The organism is Rhodococcus sp. USK13, assembly GCF_018343855.1.
GTDB classification, from domain to species: Bacteria; Actinomycetota; Actinomycetes; order Mycobacteriales; family Mycobacteriaceae; genus Rhodococcus_F; species Rhodococcus_F oxybenzonivorans.
Window position 1 is genome coordinate 5,769,827 of the sequence record NZ_CP069242.1, and the last position, 19,368, is coordinate 5,789,194.

Sequence of the window (19,368 nt, forward strand, 5' to 3'; positions counted from 1 at the left end):
GTCAGGAAACCTTCTCTTCGTCGCGAACGTCGTTCGTCTCCGGCAACAGCAGAATGGCGACCAGACTGACGACCGCGATCACGACGAAGTACGCGGTGACGGCCATCGAGTTCTCGAACACCTGGAACAGCCACGTCGCCATGAACGGCGCCAGCCCGCCGCCCAAGATGGCGCCGATCTGGTAGCCGAGCGACGCCCCGCTGTACCGGATGTGCGCAGGGAACAGTTCGGCGAACAGTGCCGACTGCGGGCCGGCGGTGGTGCCCAGAACCGCAGCCATCACGACCATGGCGAGCAGCATCACCGGAATCGATGCCGTGTCGATCAGCGGGAAGAACACCGCCGCCATGACGACGAGCGCCACCGAACTCCAGGTGTAGACGCGCCTACGACCGAAGGTGTCGGATTTTGCGGCCGAGATCGCCATTCCCGCCATCCACACGGGGCATGCCACGATCAACAAGGTGAGCATCGTTCCGCGGCTGAAGCCGAGTTCTGTGGTGCCGTAGGTGAGGACGTAGACCATGAACACATAGGCGATGCCGTTGGTCGCGATGAAGGTGCCCGCCGCCAGCAGGACGGTCCGCCAGTTCTTGGTCAGAACCTCGACGATCGGCATCTTGACGACGGCGTCGGTCTTCTTCACCTCGGTGAAGGCGGGACTCTCGAGCACGCCCAAGCGGATCCACATCGCGACTCCGACCAGTACCGCGCTCATCAGGAACGGCACCCGCCACCCCCAGGTCTGGAACGCGTCGTCCGGCAAGAGCTGAGTGACGGCGAGGAACACGACGTTGGCCATGATCACCCCGGCGGGTACGCCCATCTGCGGAGCGGCACCATACAGTCCGCGCTTGCCGGCAGGCGCGTTCTCGGTGGCCATGAGGACGGCCCCGCCCCACTCGCCGCCGACGCCGATGCCCTGGACGAACCGCAACACCACCAACAGGATCGGGGCGGCCACACCGATCGCCTCGAAGTTGGGCAGCAACCCGATGCCGACGGTCGCGGCGCCCATCATCGTCAGCGACAACACCAGCATGGACTTGCGGCCGATCCGGTCACCGAAGTGGCCCATGACGACGCCACCGATCGGCCGGGCGATGAAACCCACGGCAAAGGTGGCGAACGCGGCCAGTGTGCCGGCGAACGTCGAAGCGCCGGGAAAGAACTGGGGTCCGATCACCAGGGCGGCGGCAGTGCCGTAGATGAAGAAGTCGTACCACTCGATCGCGGTGCCGACGAAGCTCGACAGGACCGCCCTGCGAGCTTCCTTGGGAGACACCGTCGGTGCCGCCTCGGTGATTGCCGTCATGAATCTGCCTTCCCGTCTGCCGCGCCCACTCATCGCGCTAGGAAAACAATGACGCGCCTCACAAGCCTTGAAAAGCGGGACTATCCCCGGTTCATGTGCGGAAAATCCGCGGAAGGTGGAAGAGGCCCAGTTCAGGCCGGATCGCCGTCGCCGGTATTGGTGGAAACGAACCGGATGAATGCTCGCGCCGCCCGGCTCAGCGTCGCCCCCTGATGCCAGGCGACCACCACGGTCACCGACGGCGGCTTCGGTTCGGCGATCGGTTTCACCACAACGGGCAGGCCCTCATAGGTCACGTCGACCCGGGGTCGCTGGAGCAGCAGCGTCCATCCCAGCCCACGCCCCACGAAGGCACGGGCCGTTTCGAAGTTGGCGGTGCGGTAGGCCACGCGCGGGGCGAACCCGGCGCCTCGGCAGACGTCCATCGCGTGATGGGTGCTCGGCGGCGCGTCCAGCAGGACCATCGGGTGCTCGGCCAAGTCCGCCAGCCGCACCGGCCCGTCGATGCCTGCCAGCGGGTGATCGGCCCCGAGCACCACCATCGGCTCACGGGTCATCAGGGGAACGGTGCGCCACTCGGGCGACAGCTCGAGGTCGTACACGATGGCGACGTCGAGTTCGCCGCCCTCGAGTTCGGTGCGGAGCCGGTTCTGCGTGTCTTCCCGGAACTCGACGGAAGCCCTCGGATACTCGGCGGTGAACGAGTAGAGCATGGCCGGGAGAATCGTCGGCCCGAGCGCCGGATAACACCCGACCGCAATGGGGCCGGCCACCACACCTCCCGCACCCGACGCGTCGGCCTGCAATTCGCCCGCCTGCTGCAACAGGGTGCGTGCCCGGGACAGCACCGCTTCGCCCGTCGGCGTCAACTGCACCCCGCGGGCGCGGCGGCGGACGCACAATTGGGCCTTCAGTGCTTTTTCGAGGTCGGTGACGGCCGCGGACAGCGCGGACTGCGACAGATGTAACCGCTCGGCAGCACCGCTGATGGTGCCCGTTTCCGCCACGGCCACGAACGCCGCCAGCTGGCGCATCGTGTACGCGGGAACGTTGTCGGTCCGGGGCATGAACGACACGGTAACGTGCGCCGCCGGTCAGCGAACAGGTCTGAAGCCTGCTCCGAAGCTCTGCTGTGCGTCGATGTCCGCCAGGATGGGACCGATCTTTCCGTAGATGAACGGCGCCTCCGGGGCGGCGTCGAGCCCGGCGCTGATCCCGACCAGCTTGTCGCCCACGACGAGCGGCCCACCCGAATCACCCGGACCCATGAGGGCCCAGTTCTGCAGGTGAATTCCCGCGAAGGCAGCAAGGGCCCCGCACGTCTTGCCGGTGGTAGGGCCGTATTTACAGGCGATGTTCCAGGGTTCTGCGTCGCCGACACTATTCACGATGACGTCACTGCCCTCGCCGTACCTACTCGGCGCGACGACCGCCGGATTCAACTCGAGCACCGCGTAATCCACCGCATGGAACGTTCCGGCGGGATTCGTCGACCAGATGTCGGTCTCCCACCCGATCGGTCCGCGGTCCGCCTCCCCGATCTTGTAAATGGGGGTGCCGGCCTGCTGATGGCAGTGCCCGATCGTCAGGGCGACGAGACGGCCGGCGTCGTCATTCCCGACGGCCGCGATGGTGCAGAAGCCGTCGACGTCGGGATTCGTCGTGTATGCGGTGCCCGGTCCGACATGGACGCCCGGGTCGGCATGCGCTGCAGGCGTACTCACGAATGCCACAGCCAGCAGCCCGGTGAGGATGAGAAGTGCTTTCTTCATGGTCAGTCCTGTCCGCCTGCCGACGCGTGGTCCCGAAGTTCCGCGGCCACAGCCTAACCGACCTCGCCCCGGACGGCGCGTCAGTCGGCGGCGAGCATCCTTGCACCACAGGCGTTCAGCTCCGACGACAGTGCGCCGGGGACGCACTGTCTCACTCACATCGGGGAGCTCGTGGCCAGCAACACCCGCAGGCTGTCGGTGACGACGCGGGCGGAGATCGTGGGATCGATCGCGCGCTGAATGCCCAGGCCCACGCCCAGACCGAGGATGCTGCTCGCCGCGTCCTCGGCCGGCATCGGCAGCGTGACCCCGAGCGACTCCGTGAACGACGTCAAGAGGTTCACCGCGATGTCGCGCGCGGCGCCGAGTGTGGCGGTGAGCGCCTCGCGCAGCTCCGGATCGTGCCGGGAGAGCACGATCAGTTCGAACTCGAGCATCGTCCATCCCACGTCACCGAGAGTGTTCTCCGCCCAGGACTCGAATGCGCCGAGCCGGTCTTCCGCGGTGTCACCGTGGCCGAGCGCCGCTGCGATTTCGGCGCCTTTCGTCGCGTGGATCAAACCGAGGACCTCGAGGCACAACTCCTTCTTGTTCTTGAAATTGGAGTAGACCGCGCCCTTCGAGTAGCCGGCCGCGTCGGCGACCTTTTCGAGCGACGTTCCCGCGTAGCCGTCGGCCAGAAACAGGTCCCGTGCCGTGGACACGAGGTGCGCACGCGTCTGCGCCTGACTCTCCGACCTGGTCAAACGCCCCATGTGCACCCTTTCTTCGGCGGCCTTCGAGATTAATCCAACTTTTCATATACCGTCGGTATCTGAAATCTGCTAGGTTCTGTGTATGACGCCCAGTGACACACATCTCAGTAGCGGCTTGGTGGTCGTTGGTAGCACTCGAACTCAACTCGCGAAGGGAATGCGCGCATGACGCACTACGACATCCTCGTCATCGGCGCCGGCATATCCGGCATCGGAGCGGCCATCCGGCTGAAACAGAACGGCATCGAGAATTTCGTGATTCTCGAGAAGGGCGACGCGCTCGGCGGGACCTGGCGCGACAACACCTACCCGGGCTGCGCGTGTGACGTACCCTCCGCTCTGTATTCCTATTCCTTTGCCCCCAACAGGGAATGGTCTCGACTGTTCGCCGGGCAGGAGGAGATTCGCCGCTACATCGAGCGGACGGCCGGCCACCACGGAATTCCCGGGCACGTGCAGTTCGGAACCGAAGTCCAGCGCGCTCAGTGGAACGAGGACACCCGGCGATGGACGGTCGCCACCACCGCAGGAACCTTCACGTCCGACGCGATCATCGCCGCGGCGGGACCATGGAACGAACCGCTCGTCCCCGACGTCCCCGGACTCGACACCTTTCCCGGTGAGGTCTTCCACTCGTCCCGCTGGAACCACGACTTCGACCTCACCGGTCGACGCGTCGCCGTCGTCGGAACCGGGGCGTCCGCGGTGCAGTTCGTTCCCGCGATCCAACCGCACGTGGCGGAACTGCACCTTTACCAGCGGACGGCGCAGTGGGTTCTACCCAAACCCGATGTCGCACTGCGCGGCGTCGAGCGCGCCGTCCTGCACCGGGTTCCCGGCGCGATCCGGGCGTTGCGGCGGGTCGAGTACGCCATCATGGAGTCGCTCGGACTCGGATTCCGGCACCCCTGGATTCTGAAGGTGGTACAGCAGATCGGTAAGGCACAGTTGCTGGCCCAGGTGCGTGATCGCGAACTCCGAGCGTCCCTGACGCCCGATTACACGCTCGGGTGCAAGCGCCTGCTGATGTCGAACACGTACTATCCGGCGCTGACGCAGCCGAACGTGGAGGTGCATGCCAATGCCGTCGCGTCGGTGCGTGGGAACGTGGTGGTGGGCACCGACGGCGAGGAACGGGAGGTGGACGCCATCGTCTTCGGCACCGGCTTCCACATTCTCGACATGCCGATCGGGGCACGAGTTTTCGATGGCGAGGGCCGGAGCCTCGACGATCACTGGAAGGGCAGTCCTCAGGCGTATCTGGGCACCACCGTCGCTGGCTTCCCCAACGCCTTCGTCCTGCTGGGACCCGCGCTGGGCACCGGCCACACTTCGGCATTCATGATCCTCGAGGCGCAACTCGACTACGTGATGCAGGCGCTCACGCACGCCCGCAACAGGGGGTGGAGCCGGTGGGAACCGCGCCGAGAGGTGCAGGACGCCTTCAACGCGCAGGTGCAGAAGGCTCTGGCCACCACCGTCTACAACGCGGGTGGGTGCCAGAGCTACTTCCTGGACGTCAACGGGCGCAACAGCTTCAACTGGCCGTGGTCGACCGATCGAATGCGTCGCCGCCTCGGCCGTTTCGACGAGGCGGCGTACGAGGTGTCGCGCGAGCCTGCGGTTACAGCGACTTCGCGATGATGCCCTTCATCACCTCGTTGGCGCCCGCGTAGATCTTCTGGACGCGGGCGTCCTCGTACATGCGGGCGATGAGGTACTCGCGCATGTAGCCGTATCCACCGTGCAATTGGACGCAGCGGTCGATCACCTCGCACTGTTTCTCGGTGAGCCAGTACTTGACCATGGCCGCCTCGGACGGGTCGAGTTCACCGCGCAGATGCGCCTCGATGCAATGGTCGAGGAACACCTGGCAGGTGCGCGCGATGGTCTGGCATTCGGCAAGCTCGAACGCAGTGTTCTGGAACTCGAACAGGCTGTGACCGAACGCCTGCCGCGACTTCGTGTACGCCACGGTGTCTTCGACCGCACGCTTCATCGCACCCGCGGCCTGCGCCCCGATGATCAACCGTTCCTGCACCAACTGGGCCATCAACTGCCCGAAGCCCTGCCCCTCGGACTCACCGAGCAGATTATCGACGGGTATCCGCACGTCGGTGAAAGACAACTCCGAGGTGTCGGCCCCCTGCTGGCCCACCTTGTCGAGGACGCGTCCGACGGTGAAGCCGGGACAGTCCCGCAGATCGACGATCACCAGCGACACACCCTTGGCGCCGGCCTTCGGATCGGTCTTGACCGCCAGCACAATCATGTCGGCGGACGCACCGTTGGTGATGAACGTCTTCGAACCGTTGATCACATAGTCGTCGCCGTCACGGATGGCCGTGGTTTTGATCGCCTTCAAGTCGGAACCGGCGCCCGGCTCCGTCATGCCGATCGCACCGAGGATTTCCCCGGTCGCCATTCCCGGCAGCCACGCCTTCTTCTGCGCTTCCGAGCCGTACTCGACGAGGTAGTGCGCGACGATACCGCTGTGCACGGCGATTCCGAACGCGAGGTCACCGGCGTAGCCCTGGGCCTCGAACACGGCAAGGTCGTGGGCGAACGTGCCCCCGCCCCCGCCGTATTCCTCGGGCACGGAGCAGCACAACAGTCCGAGCTGACCGGCAGTGTGCCACACAGATCGGTCGATGCGATGTTGCGCGTCCCACTTGTCGTTGTGCGCGACCACTTCTCGCTCGAAGAACCCGGTCGCGAGCTCGGACAAGGCCCTTACTTCGTCGTCGTGCCACGATGGGACATGCTTCTTCATGTCCGTACGCCTCAGACTCGACGGAACAGCGCGGCGAGGGCCTGGCCCCCACCGATGCACATGGTGACGATGCCCAGTTCGAGGTCCCGGCGGACCAGGTCCTTGGCGACCCGCAAGCTCAGGATGGCGCCGGTGGCGCCGACCGGATGCCCGAGCGCGATGGCCCCGCCGTACGGGTTGGTCTTTTCCGGGTCGAGCTTGGCGTCCCGGATCACCGCGACCGCCTGCGACGCGAACGCCTCGTTGAGCTCGATCACGTCGATATCACCCGGGGTGGTGCCGGTCTGCTCGAACAGCTTCTGGAGCGCCAGAACGGGGGCGTACCCCATCAGACCCGGGTCCATCGCCGCGGTCGCGACGGCCTCGAGGGTGACGAGCCCGGTCAGGCCCTTCTCGCGGGCGGCGGACTGGGTGGCCAGCACCAGGGCCGCGGCTCCGTCGTTGATACCGGACGCGTTGCCGGCGGTCACCGAGCCGCCCTCCTCGAACGCCGGACGCAGCTTCGCCAGGGTCTCGAGGGTGGTGCCGGGTTTGGGGTGCTCGTCGACCTCGACGGTGATCGGCCGGCGCCCGCTGATCGCGACCGGGGTGATCTCCTCGGCGAATGCGGCCTTCGCGGCGTCGGTGGCGGCGCGGCGCTGGCTCTCGACAGCGAACTCGTCCTGCTGCTGCCGACTCACGTCGCACTTGCGGGCGACGGCCTCGGCGGTGCGGCCCATGTGGACACCACCGAACGGGTCGGTGAGGATCGCGACTGTGCCGTCGACGAGCGAACGGTCACCGAGCTTGTACCCCGACCGGGCGCCGAAGTCGTAGAACGGCATCCGGGACATGCTCTCGTCGCCACCGGCGAGGGCGAAGTTCACTCCACCCCAGCGCATCTGCTGCGCCGCGGACCACACCGCCTGCAGGCCGCTGCCGCACAGCCGGTTGACCGTGTAGGCGGGGGTGCTCTCGGGCAGACCGGCTGCGAGGGCGACCCGGCGGGCGTTGTAGGCGTCCGGCCCCACCTGACCGATGCAGCCCATGACCACCTCGTCGATGTCGTCACCGGCGACCCCGGCCCGCCCCAGCGCTGCCCGCGCCGCGGTCGCACCCAGCTCGTGCGCGGGCACACCGGCGAGCGTGCCACCGAAGCTGCCGACCGGCGTCCGCGCGCCGTCGATCACCACGATCGGTTCAGAAGAATTCATCAGATGCCCTTCCGTCTTGCTCCCGGTCCGGGGAGATAGTAGGACATCAAAGTAGCGCGCCCGTCGAAACGGGTGTCGAGTGACCTGCGTGTGGTTCCTCGGCGACCCCACTGCGTCGACGAACTTCGTCGTCTTTATCCCGGGTACGCCCAGAGGGCCGTTATTTGTGCAGACAGCACTGCACCTCGGCGTCTCCGCGTGACCGTGGCACCCCGATCTTGCCGATCCAGAGATGCCCATGGACGTCTCTCGGTCCACCCATAACCGGGCCTCGCGCAGTGCCGCTCCCTTTAGGGCGCCGATGCCCGTCCTGCCCGCCGAGCGGCACATCAGACGCGCGTTGCGTGCCAAGTGCTATCGGACGGGCCGTCCGGCACGACATGCTGTAGTCATGCACAACAGACGAAGCAATCGCAGGACCGACCTTGGCCAGCAGACAGCCGACGTGTGCAAGCAGTGGGGCACGCTGGGCGACGTGCAGCGCCACCTCGACAACGCCGCCGCGGTGTTCGCGGACGTGATCGAATGAGCACGCCCGCCGACCTTGACGAGCAGGTCACCGCAGTGCGGGATGCGCTACACGGCCTACGCCGAACCCTCCTCGACCTCGAGCGCAACTACGCAGACCTCGATGCGACCGCGCTCGCGGTGGACGACCTCGGTGCCCCGGCCACGGCGCCGGAGGTGTTGGAGAGCGCCGTCGATGCCCTCCGCGCCGCCCAGGACACCCTCGGAACTGCTGACGCCGACCTCGACGTGGCGAAACGACACACCTCACGGCTGAAAAGGCGCGAATGACCGCGGCCGGCTTCCGCGGTGTCCCGGCGGTTCAACTCGCTGGAAAGTCCGCCGAAGGTCCACCCCACCTCTCCTCGGCGAATGGTCGTGAATCGGTTCGAACCGACGCACACCCCGAACGAATTCCCAAAAAGGGCAAGTCCACCAGCCTCGGCCGGCGGACCTAGGACACCGCGACAGTCCCGAAGCTTGGGGTGATTGCCCACTGGAACTGATCGAGATCGGGCGGACACATCCACAGGTGCGGCGACAACCCGCTGCCGGTGACCACCGCCACCGGGGTATACCGGAAACAAGCCTCCGCAGTTGTAAGCTGGCTGAGATCCGTGGGGGTCACGCCTCGGCAACCGCCGGGCCTCGCCAAGTACCGGCTGCCGGGGGATAATCCCACTAGGAGGATCGTTCGCGCCGAAGACGATGCCCTTGCACAAACGTCGACCCCGGCCCAGGGCCTCAGGACCGCCCGAGTGTGCCGGGGTCGGCCCGAGCAGGACGGGTGTGCTCGTGCGGCAGCAAACTGCGTGCGGACCCACACCGGAAAGCAACGACCGACGTGGAGCGCTCCGATTGATCTTTCTTCGCTGACATGCGGTAACAAGTCGGAGCCCGTCACCGAAATAACAGATGACGCAGTCAACCGCGGGCGCTGGAGCCGAAAGGCGAGCAGGCAGGTGAACGGACTGCTCAGCACGCTGCCGGAATGGCACCGGGAGATCGTGATCCTTCGCCTCGTGGTCGGTAAGTCAGCCAGGACCCGGCCGTGGGGAGTACCACGGAAGCTGGCGGCATGGCTCAACACCGAGCCATCGCAGGTGACGAGGGTAGGTGAGAGATTTGGCTAGGGGCATCACCCGCAACGGCAATCCCGATGCCGATCTCCCAGACGACGACGCACCGGTGGACGTCGCGGCAGTACGCCGCGACGACGCGCTGATCGACGCGATCGCCGGTGGTGGTCCCGTCGCATCGGATTCGTCGGAACAGGACCAACTCGCGCTTCTGCTGACCAACTGGCGCGCCGATATCGTCGCGGCGCCGATGCCAACCGGTCCGCTGCTCGACGACGTGATCGCGGCGATCGACGCCTCCGACACCCGTTCCGCACGCAGCGCCGCCCGCGGCACGCTCCGCCTGTTGCGACCCATCGCCGGCGCTGCCGCCGCGATCGCGATCGTCATAGGTGGCGTCACCATCTTCTCTTACAACGCCGCACCCGGCGATCCACTCTGGAGCGTCAAATCGGTGGTGTTCAGCCAGCAGGCCGATTCGACCGTCGCGCAGATCGACACCACCTCCCAGCTGCAGGAAGCCGAGCGGCTGATCGCCGCGGGCGACGCGGAGGCGGCGAAGAACCTGCTCGAGGGGGCCGCCGACCGTGCCGGCGGGGTCCGCGACGCCGACACCCGCAACGAACTCGAAGCATGGCGGGCGAAGCTGGCCGCAGAACTCGAGAAGATCGCTCCCACCACCCCGCCGACGACGACCACAACGGCCGGTACCGCCACCACCGAAGCGCCGACGACGACCACCGAACTGCCGGCTACCGTGCTGGAAGCACCGGGTTCCACGACGGCGCCCGGAGTCGAGCAGCTGCCGGAAACCCCGCCCCCAGATGTGCAGCTTCCCGGACCACCGCCCACGTCAGTGCCGCCGCTCCTCACGACGACGCTCACGCTTCCACCCGAGACATGGCAGTCCCCCAGCCCTGAACCCACCATCACGATGGTCCCGCCTCCGCAGCTGCCCGCGCCTGTGCCACCGGACGACCCGACCACGCAACCACCCCCACCGTCGGAGAACCCGACCATGCAGCCACCCCCACCGTCGGACAACCCGACCATGCAGCCACCCCCACCGTCGGACAACCCGAGTACCCAACCGCCCACCCAGGAACCACCACCGGAGCCTTCTCCGGCACCGCTCCCGCCGCCAATCCCGACCAGCTGAGGACACGGCGGCCGCGCGGCGCTCTGCGGTTCCCGCAAACATTCGCTGCGAATGCTGGGCACCAGGACGCGCCCGGCCCGAAGTCAGATGCGATGCACGCTTGACACCGGACGAAAGGTGGAAGGTCCGCGCGGCGGGCGCGCCCCGATGATGCGCGAAACTTCCCTACGCCCCACCTGGGCCCGTCGGCTCACCGGTCGAGTATGCCGACCACGCAGCACCGGAACGGCGAAACGACACACGTCATGTCAACGAACCCACGCCCCGCTGACGACGCTGAAGAAACCGCTCGCGCTGATCATCGAGCAACACCACACCACGGTGCTGAACGCGGTGATGTTCACGGGCAATCAGCAGGCGCACCGACGCGGTCCGCCGCGTCAGCTCGGTCGCCCGCCTGGCCGCTGTCCGATCGCCGAGCAAGTACGCCGCAGCACGGTCACACTCGATCAGGATCTGCTCGTACGCAAGCCGTATCGGCGCCTGTTCGTCGAGCCGAGCCACCGCCACGTCTTCGACCAACTGCAGCGGAAGCCGCGCCAGTCGATAGTTCACACGTAGAAGGGCCAAGGGCAGGGAGCTGAGTGTCACGCTCGGAATCGTAAGCACGACGAAATACCTTGTGCCTAGTGCCTTAAGTCCCGTTGTTGATTTCCACATTCTCCGCAGAGCGCGCTCGCGCCCAGTGGTTATCGTCCCGATCGCCGCCTTATTGCGACAGCCGTGGGCTCCGGCGTCCTCCATGACACACCCAGCACCCAGTTCACTGCGACCGACACGATCTCCCCGTGCGGGTATTCGCCGGAGAGACCGTCGACTCAGCCCCAAATGACCGGGTCCTCCTCAGACCCCAAGTTTCGCACCAGCCATCGCCCGTCGACCAGATGCATGAGGACCGGGCACACATAGCGGGGGTCGTATGGCTGCCACACGCCACCCGCCAGTGTCGAGGTGTCGTACACATAGAGCACTTCGACTCCCGGGGCGACCAGCCGTGTGCCGCTACCGATTCCCCATGTCGCCGGATCCGGCAGCATCGCCCGGAACGACCGCACGTGTACGCGCTCGAAATGTACCCACAACGGATGATCCGGCTCTGGTTCGGCGAGGGCTGCCGCAACTGCCTCACCATCCCAACCGTCCGCATCGATATCGCGACGATTGTCCTGCACCCAGTTCCGGGCCAGTACCACCCGGAAATCGGGATCCACATTCGGCCACACCGACAGCAGATCCCCGTCCACACACACCGGAGTCAAGAACGCCCACGCCGCACTCACCAACTCGGCATGCCCGAGGAACCGCACCCGCTCGACCGGATCCATCGCACGAAGCTGCCGGTACGTCTGCCGCACCTCGGGCGGCAGGGAGTCGATCTGCTCGTCGGTCAGCTCCGGAAGAGACGACGCCACCGATTCCGCACCTGCGCCGGGGGCTTCGTCCGGGGCACCGAGCAATGCCCGGACGGCGTCGACGAACCGCGGGGTCAGCCGCGCGAGTAACTCGAGCAACTCCCCCACCGTGCGCGGCGGGAGCGTGTTGCGGGCGACCAGCACGTGTATGCACTCGAACACCGCTTCCGGGTCCAGATCGAGTTGATCGCACAGGAATTCGTCGGGGTGGACGACCTCGACGTCGAACGGGTCGAGCACCGCACGCGGAAAGTCCTTCAGATCGGCGGTCACGATCAAAGCCGCGCCGGATCGTACCGCCGCAGCCAGAACGTGCCGGTCCTTCGGCTCGTTGGCCATCGCGGGAATCAGCTCCCGATATCCGCGTGATTCCTCCTCCGCGAAGGGGAACGCCCTGCGCATCTGCTGCACTCGCCGCGCCGCCTGTTCGGGTGAATTCCCGAACCGCTCGCCAGACAGATTCCGTTCGACCTCGTCGAGTAGATCCGGCGTCCAGACCGGCCGGAACAACTCGGCATCGGCGAGGGTGAGCAGCAGATCATTCAGCGTCTGGGGAAGCATAACGCACGCGTCGAGAACCACCCGGAAGGCAGCCATCTCGGATCAGCGGGTCGAGATGAAGCCGTCAGCGGCATCGCCGGAATCCGCGGTTTCCTCGCGGGCCATCTCCTCGAGTACCTGGCCACGACGCGCCCGTTCACCCTGCTGGAACTCGAGCACGTCCGCCAACTCCACCCGCCGATGCCGACCAGGTGAGGTGTACGGGATCTTCCCCGCCTCCAACAACCGCACCAACGTTGGCCGGGTGACGCCCAACAGGTCCGCGGCCTCCTGCGTCGTCAGCACCGTGCGATGCGGCTCCACCGTCACCGCCTGCCCCCGATCCAACGCAGTGACCGCGTCGACGAGTAACCCTCGGACACTGTCCGGCAGGGGCACCGACCCTTCCGGAGTCGAGATCGATACCTCCTCAGAACCAGCGAGAACATCCTTCAGCGCGGCGAGACGATCCCGATCGTCGGTGGGTGGCGGCAACACCGTGCGGTTCATCAGAGCGGCCATAGCCCACCATAAAACGAAAAAAACGAACACGCAATCAGCGCCACCGCCAGGCCTGGCCGCGCACCTACCGAGCCGGCCAATCCCACGCCGAGCTGCACGCGAGCACCTGGACAGGCACCTCACCCCGCCGAATGGCCGGTCCGGATCGGTGGGGCATGGAGAACTATAGAAACACCCGATCAATTCTTCACACGCTCGAGGCTTCCATGCTTGAAAACCCCGCCCCACCCCCGAGGACATCACCGGCAACGCTCAACCCCTCCGCTGCAGACACCGGCGCCCTCTGCCGGGATCGCCCCGAGCCCAGCCCAACCGGCAACCGCTTGGCCCGGCGACGACGCGCCGCCCGCACCGGCGTTCCCACCGGCTCTCCCGAGCTCGACTGGCTACGACAATCCCTGCACGCCTGCGATCTCCTCACCAGCGTGCACTCCATCAGCCCCACGGACCGGGCGCTCGTTGCCTTCGCCATCGAATGGGCCCCCTACGGCGGCGCCGACGCCGAGGACCTGTTCATCAGATTCGGCGTACAACGCAACAGGTTCCTCCATCTCCTCCAAGCCGCGATGACCCCGCGACCATCAGACCTGGGCCACCTGCGCAACCTCAAGACCACCCTCTGCAACGACCTTCTCCGCGCATGGAATGACACCCCACCACAACGAGAACTAGTGCCGCAGGTTATCGGCACAGAGGTATTTGAGGGCAGCACAGAACCGTCGGCGAACGCGAACCAACGCTGACAGCCGTCCAGGGCGGATGCGGTTGACGGGACCAGCCTTTCCGGACGAGGGACTTCACGTTTTCCCGTCGACGCCGAACCCCGTCGTGGACGTCGAGGACACCGTCACCGCGGTCGCCGAAACGCTGAGGGATTGGCGCTGCCCCTGGTGTGCCTACTGCTGCTCGCTGACCCAGTCCGCCATCACGTCCGCCAGGGCTTGGGCGCCGCGGTTGCAGTCGCCTGGTTCGGCGAACTCGGCGGGCGAGTGGGACACGCCGGTGGGGTTGCGGACGAACATCATCGCCGTGGGCACCTTTGCGGACAGGATCCCGGCGTCGTGTCCGGCCGCCGTCGGCAGAACGGGCACGTCACCGAGGTGCGCGAGTGAGTGGCGCAGTCGTTCGCGGGTGGACTGCGGGAACTCGACGATCGGTGTGACGGATTCGGCGTCGACGTCGAGACCGATACCGTCGGCGGCCGCGTATGCCCGTGCCTCCGCGGTGATTTGCTGGACCAGCTTGGTCAACGTCTCCTCGTCGGCGGCCCGCGCGTCGAGCCACGCCCGCACTTCCGACGGAATGGTGGAAGTACCGGCTCGGCTACGACGATGCGCTCGACGTCGTCGGCGTGCACCTCGTCGGCGGCATCCTCGGCACCGTTCTGATCGGATTCCTCGCAGATCCGGCCGCACCCAGCGGCGCCGCGGGACTCTTCTACGGCGGCGGTGTGGACGTGCTGTGGCGCCAATGTGTCGCCGTGGCAGCCGTTGTCGGCTATTGCTTCATCGTCACGCTGGTGATCGCCGCGGCGCTGAAGAAGTTCATGGGCATCCGCGCCGACCAGGACAGCGAATACGACGGCCTCGACGTGTCCGTGCACGGCGAGACGGCCTACGTGCTCGATGCCGTCGGCCTCACCGGCGCCTCGAAGCACGGCACCGACGCGGTGCTCGGTGCGGAAGCAATCACGACCAGGGCGGCGGACCCCGCCAAGGCCTGATCCCGGTCTCGACACAGCCGATGGCCCTGCCCCGCAGCACTCCGCGGGGCAGGGCCACCGTGTGATCAGCTACGTCAGACTCTGAGCCAGACTCCGCAGCCTCGCGCTGTAGTTGTTCGGCTGAGCGGACAGGAACTGACTCAGCAAGATCGTGTCGAATTCCTCCATGGCGGCCGAATCTGCAGTAATCGGATCATGATTCGACACCTCGCGCTCCAGAAGTTCGACCGCATCACGCCAGCCGCGGATTGCGGGGCTTCCGAGTTCCATCTGCGGCTCGAATATCAGCGGTTCAGCGAGAGGGCTTCCCAGGATTTCCTGCAAGTGCTCCTCGAGACTTCGGCGCGCCAGCCGGATGATCAGCTGAGATTGCCCTTCATGCCACTGCATGGTCGCGGGGCGTCCCGGCTGCAGAATCGACGCGACCGACATCGTCGAATCGAACTCCTCAGCGCCAGAGGTAATTCGGGCCGTACCCGACAGCGGGATCTGAACGAGGAAGAAGTCGCCGAGCTCATCCGAGCTCATCCGCGCATCGGTGCCGTAGTCGAAATAGTAGAGCCCGATCGCGCCCGCGGTGGCCAGATAAACCGGCTCCAGACGATCGAAGGGCAACGCGGACCCGTCGTCGGACGCTATCTGAACTGTCGCTAACACGGAAACCACGACCTTTCGAAATCAACCGCCACTCTACGCCCGGCGCGGAGGCAGAGGAAGGTAGAAATCTCGATGACTGCCGTCAGTCCTCGTGGTGGTCGGGGTATGCGGTGACCGCGAGAAATTGGATCGGCAACCGCACGAGATCGTTGGGACCGTGCAAACCTTCACCGTCGAGGAGCAGCGAATCCCCCGGCCGCAGCGTGCACTCGGCCTCACCATGCCCATACACCATGACACCTTCGAGCATGTAGAGCAGTTCGGTGCCGGCGTGCTGGAACAACGGGAACGTCTCGCTGGCGTCGGTGAGTGTGACCAGCACCGGTCCGAGTCGCTTGTGCTGCCCGCGCAGTGCGCCGAGAAGTTCGTAGTGATGCCCCACCCGGGTCCCTCGCCCGACGATGACCGCACCGTGGCCCGCCTCGACGTACACGGCGTCGCGGGCAGTGTCCGCACCCCGGAAGAGTGAGGTCACGGGTACGTCCAGTCCCGCCGCTAGCCGCGCCAACGTCGACAGACTGCACGACGTCTGCGAGTTCTCGATCTTCGACAACATCGCCTTGGAGATCCCGACTTTTGTCGCCATGTCCCCCACGGAAAGCCCACTGGCCTTGCGGAGCGCGCGCACCTGCTTGCCGATCACCTTCTCGAGATCAGGGCCGGTCGGCGTATCGGACGGCACCTCACGCTCGACGGGCGCGGGATCACCCGTGTCGCGGTGAACCCCGGTCTCCGGGCGCGCCTCGCTGCAGCGGACTTCCCGGCCGCGGCGATCTTCTACTGGTGAGCCGTGCAACCACCTCGACGACACTGATCATGAAAGAGAGTTCCCGAGCTCAGCCCAGAGCCAGGTCATACTCGGTCGACGAATGCGCGCTCGGAGTGCGTTCCGAGTTCAGGAATTCGCGGACCAGTTGCATCGTCAGAGCGGGCAGCTCCAGCTGAGGAACGTGCCCGCAATGAGGAATGACCACCGATTCCGCGGTAGGCATCGCCTCGCTGACGTGGCGAGCGAAGCCGGCCGGAACGAGTCGGTCCTCGCTCCCCCACAGGAACAACGCCGGTGTCCGAAGGTTGGGGAGTCGTCCCCAGAACCCGGTATCGCCGAAAGCTTCCTCGGTATAGATGTTGAACAAGGCCGACAGCGCAGCGCGACGGTGTGCACCGGAGCTCATGGCAATCTCGAATTCGTCGACGGCAGCGTCGAACCAACTCTGTGGCACTCGGCTCGGGTCGGCGAACATCGCCTTCACACCCGCCATCACAACAGGACGCGGCACGGGAGCCGTGGGTAGGCGCGCCACATCCACGGGCAGCAACTTGACGAGTGGTACCAACTGCCGGAATCGGCGGAACGCCGGCGACGGACAGAGCAGGACCAGCTTGGCGACCGCCTCGGGATCGTGCATGGCCAACTCGAGTGCGAGGCGGCCACCGAGAGAGTTGCCGACGACGATGGCGCCGCGGGCGTCGACCGCATCGAGGAAGGCGCGAAGCCAGGAGTACAGCTGATGGGCGGTATAGGTCCAGCACGGTGCTTCTGAGGCACCGAACCCCGGGGTGTCGGGCGCGATGACGCGGTGGTCCTCGGCCAGGTCGGCCAGCACCGGGAGCATGGACGCGTTGGTGGCACCGAGGCCGTGGAGGAGAACGACTGGCGGCGCGTCGGCTCGGCCCGCTTCCAGGTAGGCCGTGCGTACGCCACCTGCGTCGACTTCCCGCGACTGCGGCCGCGTCGACAACTCGACATCCGGCGCAAACGCCCCGCCGATCTGAAGCACGGTCGCGAGGCTGCCGCGTGTGACGAGGTCGCCGTCCAGAAACGCGTCGACCCCGCTACGTCGACCGATCAGGACGTCGGCGAGCGTGTCTGCGTCGGTCCGGATGGTGCACGTGGGCTTCCGAGGACCGTCCGCACTGCGGAGTTCTGCGACACCGCTGTCGATCGACACGGTCCAGTGACCGTGACCGGCGATGTCGAGTACCACGGTGGCCGACTCGCCGCTCATCACCGTGTCGGTGAGGTCGCGCGGGAAGTGGGTGGCCAGCATGCTGGCTGGATCGATCGGTTGCCCCTCGCCCATGTGCTCTTCCTTCATTAACTGCCGCGGCGCGTGTCCCCCGGCGTCGTGGGCAGCCGATTACCCGGCTGATCGGAAGTTGAACATTCCGAGCTTCCGAAGGGGACTCCTCGTTCATCGGGCGAATGACAATGTCCGACGCCTCGACGTGAAAGTTTTCTGACGCGTGCGTGACACATCCCGTTTCTGGGTACAGGTTTCCTCACATGTTCACCGCGCTCCAGCAGTGCGGGCTGGGTGAGCGTCGGGTGGCGAGAACGCCGCCACCTACGTCACGTCACGATCGAGGAGTTCACATGCCTTCATATACGGACCTTCCCAAGCCACTGTCGGACGTGTGGGAATGGCAGGTGCATGGCTTGTGCCGTGGCGTCGACTCGTCGCTGTTCTTCCACCCGGACGGACAGCGCGGGCGCATCCGGAAGCAGCGTGAGCTGCGAGCCAAGCAGCTGTGCAACCGTTGCCCGGTGATCGTCCAGTGCCGTGAGCACGCGCTGGCTGTCGAGGAGCCCTTCGGAGTGTGGGGAGGAATGTCCGAATCCGAGCGGCAAGCCGCCATCGAACACCGGCGAGGCGACATCGCCATATGATCGCCGACCTCGGCCCGTAGATTGGATACGTGTGCGCGCCGGTTCAAATCCGGTGCAGCGGCTCTATTTGCGCTCCGGACTCCCCGACCATGCCGTCAGTTCGGCGATGTCGCCGTACAGCGCCGACTGGTAGGTGAGCATCAGCTCCTCCACTCCGTCGAACTGATCTCCCACGTGGTGGGTGTTCACGGCCGATAGTTCCCGGTCGCCTGAGCGGGCGATGAGGTCGTCGATTCGACTGTCCAGGCTCATCGCCCGGTTGACGGCCAGCACGGAGCGCAACTGCACTTCGGCTCGGGAGAGCAGGTCACCGATCCGCGCCAGCGCCGCAACGCGGTCCACCAGCTGGTCCCACACCGGTGTCAGTGCAGTCTGCCGGAGTTGAATCTGCCGCCGACCACTGTCGGAGTGCGTGACGCGCAGTGCCTCGTCGAGCTCGAGGCGAATGCCGCGCAACGCCACGGTGTCGACAGCGATCTGCGTCAGCTCGTCGGCGAGGTCGAGTTGGTGCCGCTGGACAGCGAAGTGCTCGGAGCGCCACACCGGGGACCCGTCGATCCTGTCGTACAGCATTCCGGCGAGGTAGAGGAGCGTGTCGTAACCGTCGGCGAAGGTGTCTTCGTCGAGGTCGACGCCGCGGCCGAGAGCGTCGGCCACCATTCTTCCGGCCGCCGCCATTACAGTGTTCTGCGACGCCTGGCCGATCCGCTCCGCAGCGGTACCGCGCGCAATTTTCGCAGCCCGCTCGAAGGCGCTTCCGGTCAACGGTGTCGGCGTCCGCTGCAGAGCCCGAAAGAGCGCCTCACGCTTCTCGAGGTCGAGATGCACGCCCTCCCTCCGATCACGGCGCATCGCCCTCACACCGCTACCGTAATGCGCTGTCGACATCACCACTGCCGACCGATACGCCTGCAGTTTCCTGGCGAGTTCGGTGGCGCGGTACTTGAAGAGCAGCTGCGCCGGCCCGGGGCGCAGTGTGTCGCAACGATGGGCCACCTGGTGGTATTCGTCCGTCAGAAGACGCAGGTGACCGAACCCACCGATCGATGGGATCGTCCTGCCGGTGCGACGGCGGTTCGCGAGCACCTGCCGGGTGGCCGCGTCGAGGTGTCCGGCAGCGATCAGCACGGCAGCCTGATCGGACAACGGCGGGTGCGTTCCCGAAATCGTGGCTCGCTCACACCAACGCCGAACCTCGAAAGAAATCCGAGCCCTACGCTCTTCGTCGGTGTCGATCATCGGCGGGATCTCGCCGTACGGGGACTGGCCACTCTCCGACATCGGACCTCC

Annotated in this window: 19 protein-coding genes and 2 pseudogenes; 7 read left to right on the forward strand and 14 right to left on the reverse strand. The window is 66.2% G+C overall.

The features are described 5' to 3' along the window. Position 1: 1 nt before the first annotated feature. The 4 genes from JQT59_RS28990 to JQT59_RS29005 all read right to left on the reverse strand — a co-directional run bounded on the left by JQT59_RS28990 (position 2) and on the right by JQT59_RS29005 (position 3,842). Entirely contained in the window at positions 2-1,315 is a 1,314-nt protein-coding gene (locus JQT59_RS28990; protein WP_213572980.1) for an MFS transporter, read from the reverse strand. A 131-nt stretch (positions 1,316-1,446) separates the two neighbouring features. Beyond that, the gene (locus JQT59_RS28995) at positions 1,447-2,382 is read right to left on the reverse strand and encodes a LysR substrate-binding domain-containing protein (RefSeq protein ID WP_213572981.1); all 936 of its coding nucleotides are present in this window, start codon (positions 2,380-2,382) and stop codon (positions 1,447-1,449) included. A gap of 27 nt (positions 2,383-2,409) precedes the next feature. Then, positions 2,410-3,087: a chymotrypsin family serine protease gene (locus tag JQT59_RS29000; RefSeq protein WP_213572982.1), complete on the reverse strand. Its 678-nt coding sequence runs from the start codon at positions 3,085-3,087 to the stop codon at positions 2,410-2,412. A gap of 155 nt (positions 3,088-3,242) precedes the next feature. Beyond that, a complete protein-coding gene (locus tag JQT59_RS29005) occupies positions 3,243-3,842 on the reverse strand; it encodes a TetR/AcrR family transcriptional regulator (protein ID WP_159920744.1) in 600 nt (199 codons plus the stop codon). 165 nt (positions 3,843-4,007) lie between these two features. Between JQT59_RS29005 and JQT59_RS29010 the strand changes: the two genes are divergently transcribed. Beyond that, positions 4,008-5,486 carry a flavin-containing monooxygenase gene (locus JQT59_RS29010; protein WP_213572983.1) on the forward strand — a complete coding sequence of 493 codons (1,479 nt, stop codon included), beginning with the start codon at positions 4,008-4,010 and terminating at the stop codon, positions 5,484-5,486. Here the strand turns inward: JQT59_RS29010 and JQT59_RS29015 are convergent. Together JQT59_RS29015 and JQT59_RS29020 are read right to left on the reverse strand one after the other, a co-directional pair. Further along, entirely contained in the window at positions 5,467-6,615 is a 1,149-nt protein-coding gene (locus JQT59_RS29015; RefSeq protein WP_213572984.1) for an acyl-CoA dehydrogenase family protein, read from the reverse strand. The two genes, JQT59_RS29010 and JQT59_RS29015, sit on opposite strands and share 20 nt — an antisense overlap. Positions 6,616-6,626: 11 nt before the next feature. Then, positions 6,627-7,808 carry a thiolase family protein gene (locus tag JQT59_RS29020; protein WP_213572985.1) on the reverse strand — a complete coding sequence of 394 codons (1,182 nt, stop codon included), beginning with the start codon at positions 7,806-7,808 and terminating at the stop codon, positions 6,627-6,629. Positions 7,809-8,199: 391 nt separating this feature from the next. Here JQT59_RS29020 and JQT59_RS29025 point away from each other — a divergent pair, with 391 nt between their 5' ends. The 3 genes from JQT59_RS29025 (at position 8,200) to JQT59_RS29035 (ending at position 10,553) form a co-directional block, all read left to right on the forward strand. Then, positions 8,200-8,337, forward strand: a complete 138-nt coding sequence (locus tag JQT59_RS29025; RefSeq protein ID WP_213572986.1) for a hypothetical protein — start codon at positions 8,200-8,202, stop codon at positions 8,335-8,337. Further along, a complete protein-coding gene (locus JQT59_RS29030) occupies positions 8,334-8,606 on the forward strand; it encodes a hypothetical protein (protein WP_213572987.1) in 273 nt (90 codons plus the stop codon). Before JQT59_RS29025 ends, JQT59_RS29030 begins: the two co-directional genes overlap by 4 nt. A gap of 825 nt (positions 8,607-9,431) precedes the next feature. Next, a complete protein-coding gene (locus tag JQT59_RS29035) occupies positions 9,432-10,553 on the forward strand; it encodes an anti-sigma-D factor RsdA (RefSeq protein ID WP_213572988.1) in 1,122 nt (373 codons plus the stop codon). 243 nt (positions 10,554-10,796) lie between these two features. Here the strand turns inward: JQT59_RS29035 and JQT59_RS29040 are convergent, their stop codons facing one another. The 3 genes from JQT59_RS29040 to JQT59_RS29050 all read right to left on the reverse strand — a co-directional run bounded on the left by JQT59_RS29040 (position 10,797) and on the right by JQT59_RS29050 (position 13,027). Beyond that, positions 10,797-11,144 carry a hypothetical protein gene (locus tag JQT59_RS29040; RefSeq protein WP_213572989.1) on the reverse strand — a complete coding sequence of 116 codons (348 nt, stop codon included), beginning with the start codon at positions 11,142-11,144 and terminating at the stop codon, positions 10,797-10,799. A gap of 227 nt (positions 11,145-11,371) precedes the next feature. Further along, complete coding sequence (locus JQT59_RS29045; protein WP_213572990.1) at positions 11,372-12,562, reverse strand: VapC50 family PIN domain-containing toxin; 1,191 nt, start codon at positions 12,560-12,562, stop codon at positions 11,372-11,374. 6 nt (positions 12,563-12,568) lie between these two features. Beyond that, a complete protein-coding gene (locus JQT59_RS29050) occupies positions 12,569-13,027 on the reverse strand; it encodes a helix-turn-helix domain-containing protein (protein WP_213572991.1) in 459 nt (152 codons plus the stop codon). Positions 13,028-13,233: 206 nt separating this feature from the next. Here JQT59_RS29050 and JQT59_RS29055 point away from each other — a divergent pair, with 206 nt between their 5' ends. Then, a complete protein-coding gene (locus tag JQT59_RS29055) occupies positions 13,234-13,770 on the forward strand; it encodes a hypothetical protein (protein WP_213572992.1) in 537 nt (178 codons plus the stop codon). A 153-nt stretch (positions 13,771-13,923) separates the two neighbouring features. Here the strand turns inward: JQT59_RS29055 and JQT59_RS29060 are convergent. Continuing rightward, positions 13,924-14,343, reverse strand: a pseudogene (locus tag JQT59_RS29060) (M20/M25/M40 family metallo-hydrolase); the annotation flags it as partial. On the opposite strand from JQT59_RS29060, the pseudogene JQT59_RS29065 reads away from it, so the two are divergent. Continuing rightward, positions 14,334-14,750: pseudogene (locus JQT59_RS29065) on the forward strand (ammonium transporter); the annotation flags it as partial. The pseudogenes JQT59_RS29060 and JQT59_RS29065 overlap by 10 nt on opposite strands. A gap of 69 nt (positions 14,751-14,819) precedes the next feature. Here JQT59_RS29065 and JQT59_RS29070 read toward each other — a convergent pair. From JQT59_RS29070 to JQT59_RS29080, 3 genes are all read right to left on the reverse strand, one after another. Beyond that, a complete protein-coding gene (locus tag JQT59_RS29070) occupies positions 14,820-15,416 on the reverse strand; it encodes a cupin domain-containing protein (RefSeq protein ID WP_213572993.1) in 597 nt (198 codons plus the stop codon). Positions 15,417-15,489: 73 nt separating this feature from the next. Continuing rightward, positions 15,490-16,089: a helix-turn-helix domain-containing protein gene (locus tag JQT59_RS29075; protein WP_249354675.1), complete on the reverse strand. Its 600-nt coding sequence runs from the start codon at positions 16,087-16,089 to the stop codon at positions 15,490-15,492. A 154-nt stretch (positions 16,090-16,243) separates the two neighbouring features. Next, positions 16,244-17,491, reverse strand: coding sequence for an alpha/beta fold hydrolase (locus tag JQT59_RS29080; RefSeq protein WP_213572995.1), 1,248 nt, complete (start codon positions 17,489-17,491; stop codon positions 16,244-16,246). 293 nt (positions 17,492-17,784) lie between these two features. Here JQT59_RS29080 and JQT59_RS29085 point away from each other — a divergent pair, with 293 nt between their 5' ends. Then, positions 17,785-18,078: a WhiB family transcriptional regulator gene (locus tag JQT59_RS29085; protein WP_109328148.1), complete on the forward strand. Its 294-nt coding sequence runs from the start codon at positions 17,785-17,787 to the stop codon at positions 18,076-18,078. Positions 18,079-18,141: 63 nt separating this feature from the next. On the opposite strand, the gene JQT59_RS29090 is transcribed toward JQT59_RS29085, so the two are convergent. Beyond that, positions 18,142-19,359, reverse strand: coding sequence for a hypothetical protein (locus JQT59_RS29090; RefSeq protein WP_249353931.1), 1,218 nt, complete (start codon positions 19,357-19,359; stop codon positions 18,142-18,144). Between the last annotated feature and the right edge of the window lie 9 nt (positions 19,360-19,368).

Coding starts and splice junctions, on each gene's coding strand:
- JQT59_RS29005 (WP_159920744.1), bottom strand. CDS start 3,842: ATGGGGCGTTTGACCAGGTCGGAGAGTCAGGCGCAGACGCGTGCGCAC.
- JQT59_RS29050 (WP_213572991.1), bottom strand. CDS start 13,027: ATGGCCGCTCTGATGAACCGCACGGTGTTGCCGCCACCCACCGACGAT.
- JQT59_RS29020 (WP_213572985.1), bottom strand. CDS start 7,808: ATGAATTCTTCTGAACCGATCGTGGTGATCGACGGCGCGCGGACGCCG.
- JQT59_RS28990 (WP_213572980.1), bottom strand. CDS start 1,315: ATGACGGCAATCACCGAGGCGGCACCGACGGTGTCTCCCAAGGAAGCT.
- JQT59_RS29025 (WP_213572986.1), top strand. CDS start 8,200: ATGCACAACAGACGAAGCAATCGCAGGACCGACCTTGGCCAGCAGACA.
- JQT59_RS29085 (WP_109328148.1), top strand. CDS start 17,785: ATGCCTTCATATACGGACCTTCCCAAGCCACTGTCGGACGTGTGGGAA.
- JQT59_RS29045 (WP_213572990.1), bottom strand. CDS start 12,562: ATGGCTGCCTTCCGGGTGGTTCTCGACGCGTGCGTTATGCTTCCCCAG.
- JQT59_RS29030 (WP_213572987.1), top strand. CDS start 8,334: ATGAGCACGCCCGCCGACCTTGACGAGCAGGTCACCGCAGTGCGGGAT.
- JQT59_RS29010 (WP_213572983.1), top strand. CDS start 4,008: ATGACGCACTACGACATCCTCGTCATCGGCGCCGGCATATCCGGCATC.
- JQT59_RS28995 (WP_213572981.1), bottom strand. CDS start 2,382: ATGCCCCGGACCGACAACGTTCCCGCGTACACGATGCGCCAGCTGGCG.
- JQT59_RS29000 (WP_213572982.1), bottom strand. CDS start 3,087: ATGAAGAAAGCACTTCTCATCCTCACCGGGCTGCTGGCTGTGGCATTC.
- JQT59_RS29055 (WP_213572992.1), top strand. CDS start 13,234: ATGCTTGAAAACCCCGCCCCACCCCCGAGGACATCACCGGCAACGCTC.
- JQT59_RS29090 (WP_249353931.1), bottom strand. CDS start 19,359: ATGTCGGAGAGTGGCCAGTCCCCGTACGGCGAGATCCCGCCGATGATC.
- JQT59_RS29080 (WP_213572995.1), bottom strand. CDS start 17,491: ATGGGCGAGGGGCAACCGATCGATCCAGCCAGCATGCTGGCCACCCAC.
- JQT59_RS29015 (WP_213572984.1), bottom strand. CDS start 6,615: ATGAAGAAGCATGTCCCATCGTGGCACGACGACGAAGTAAGGGCCTTG.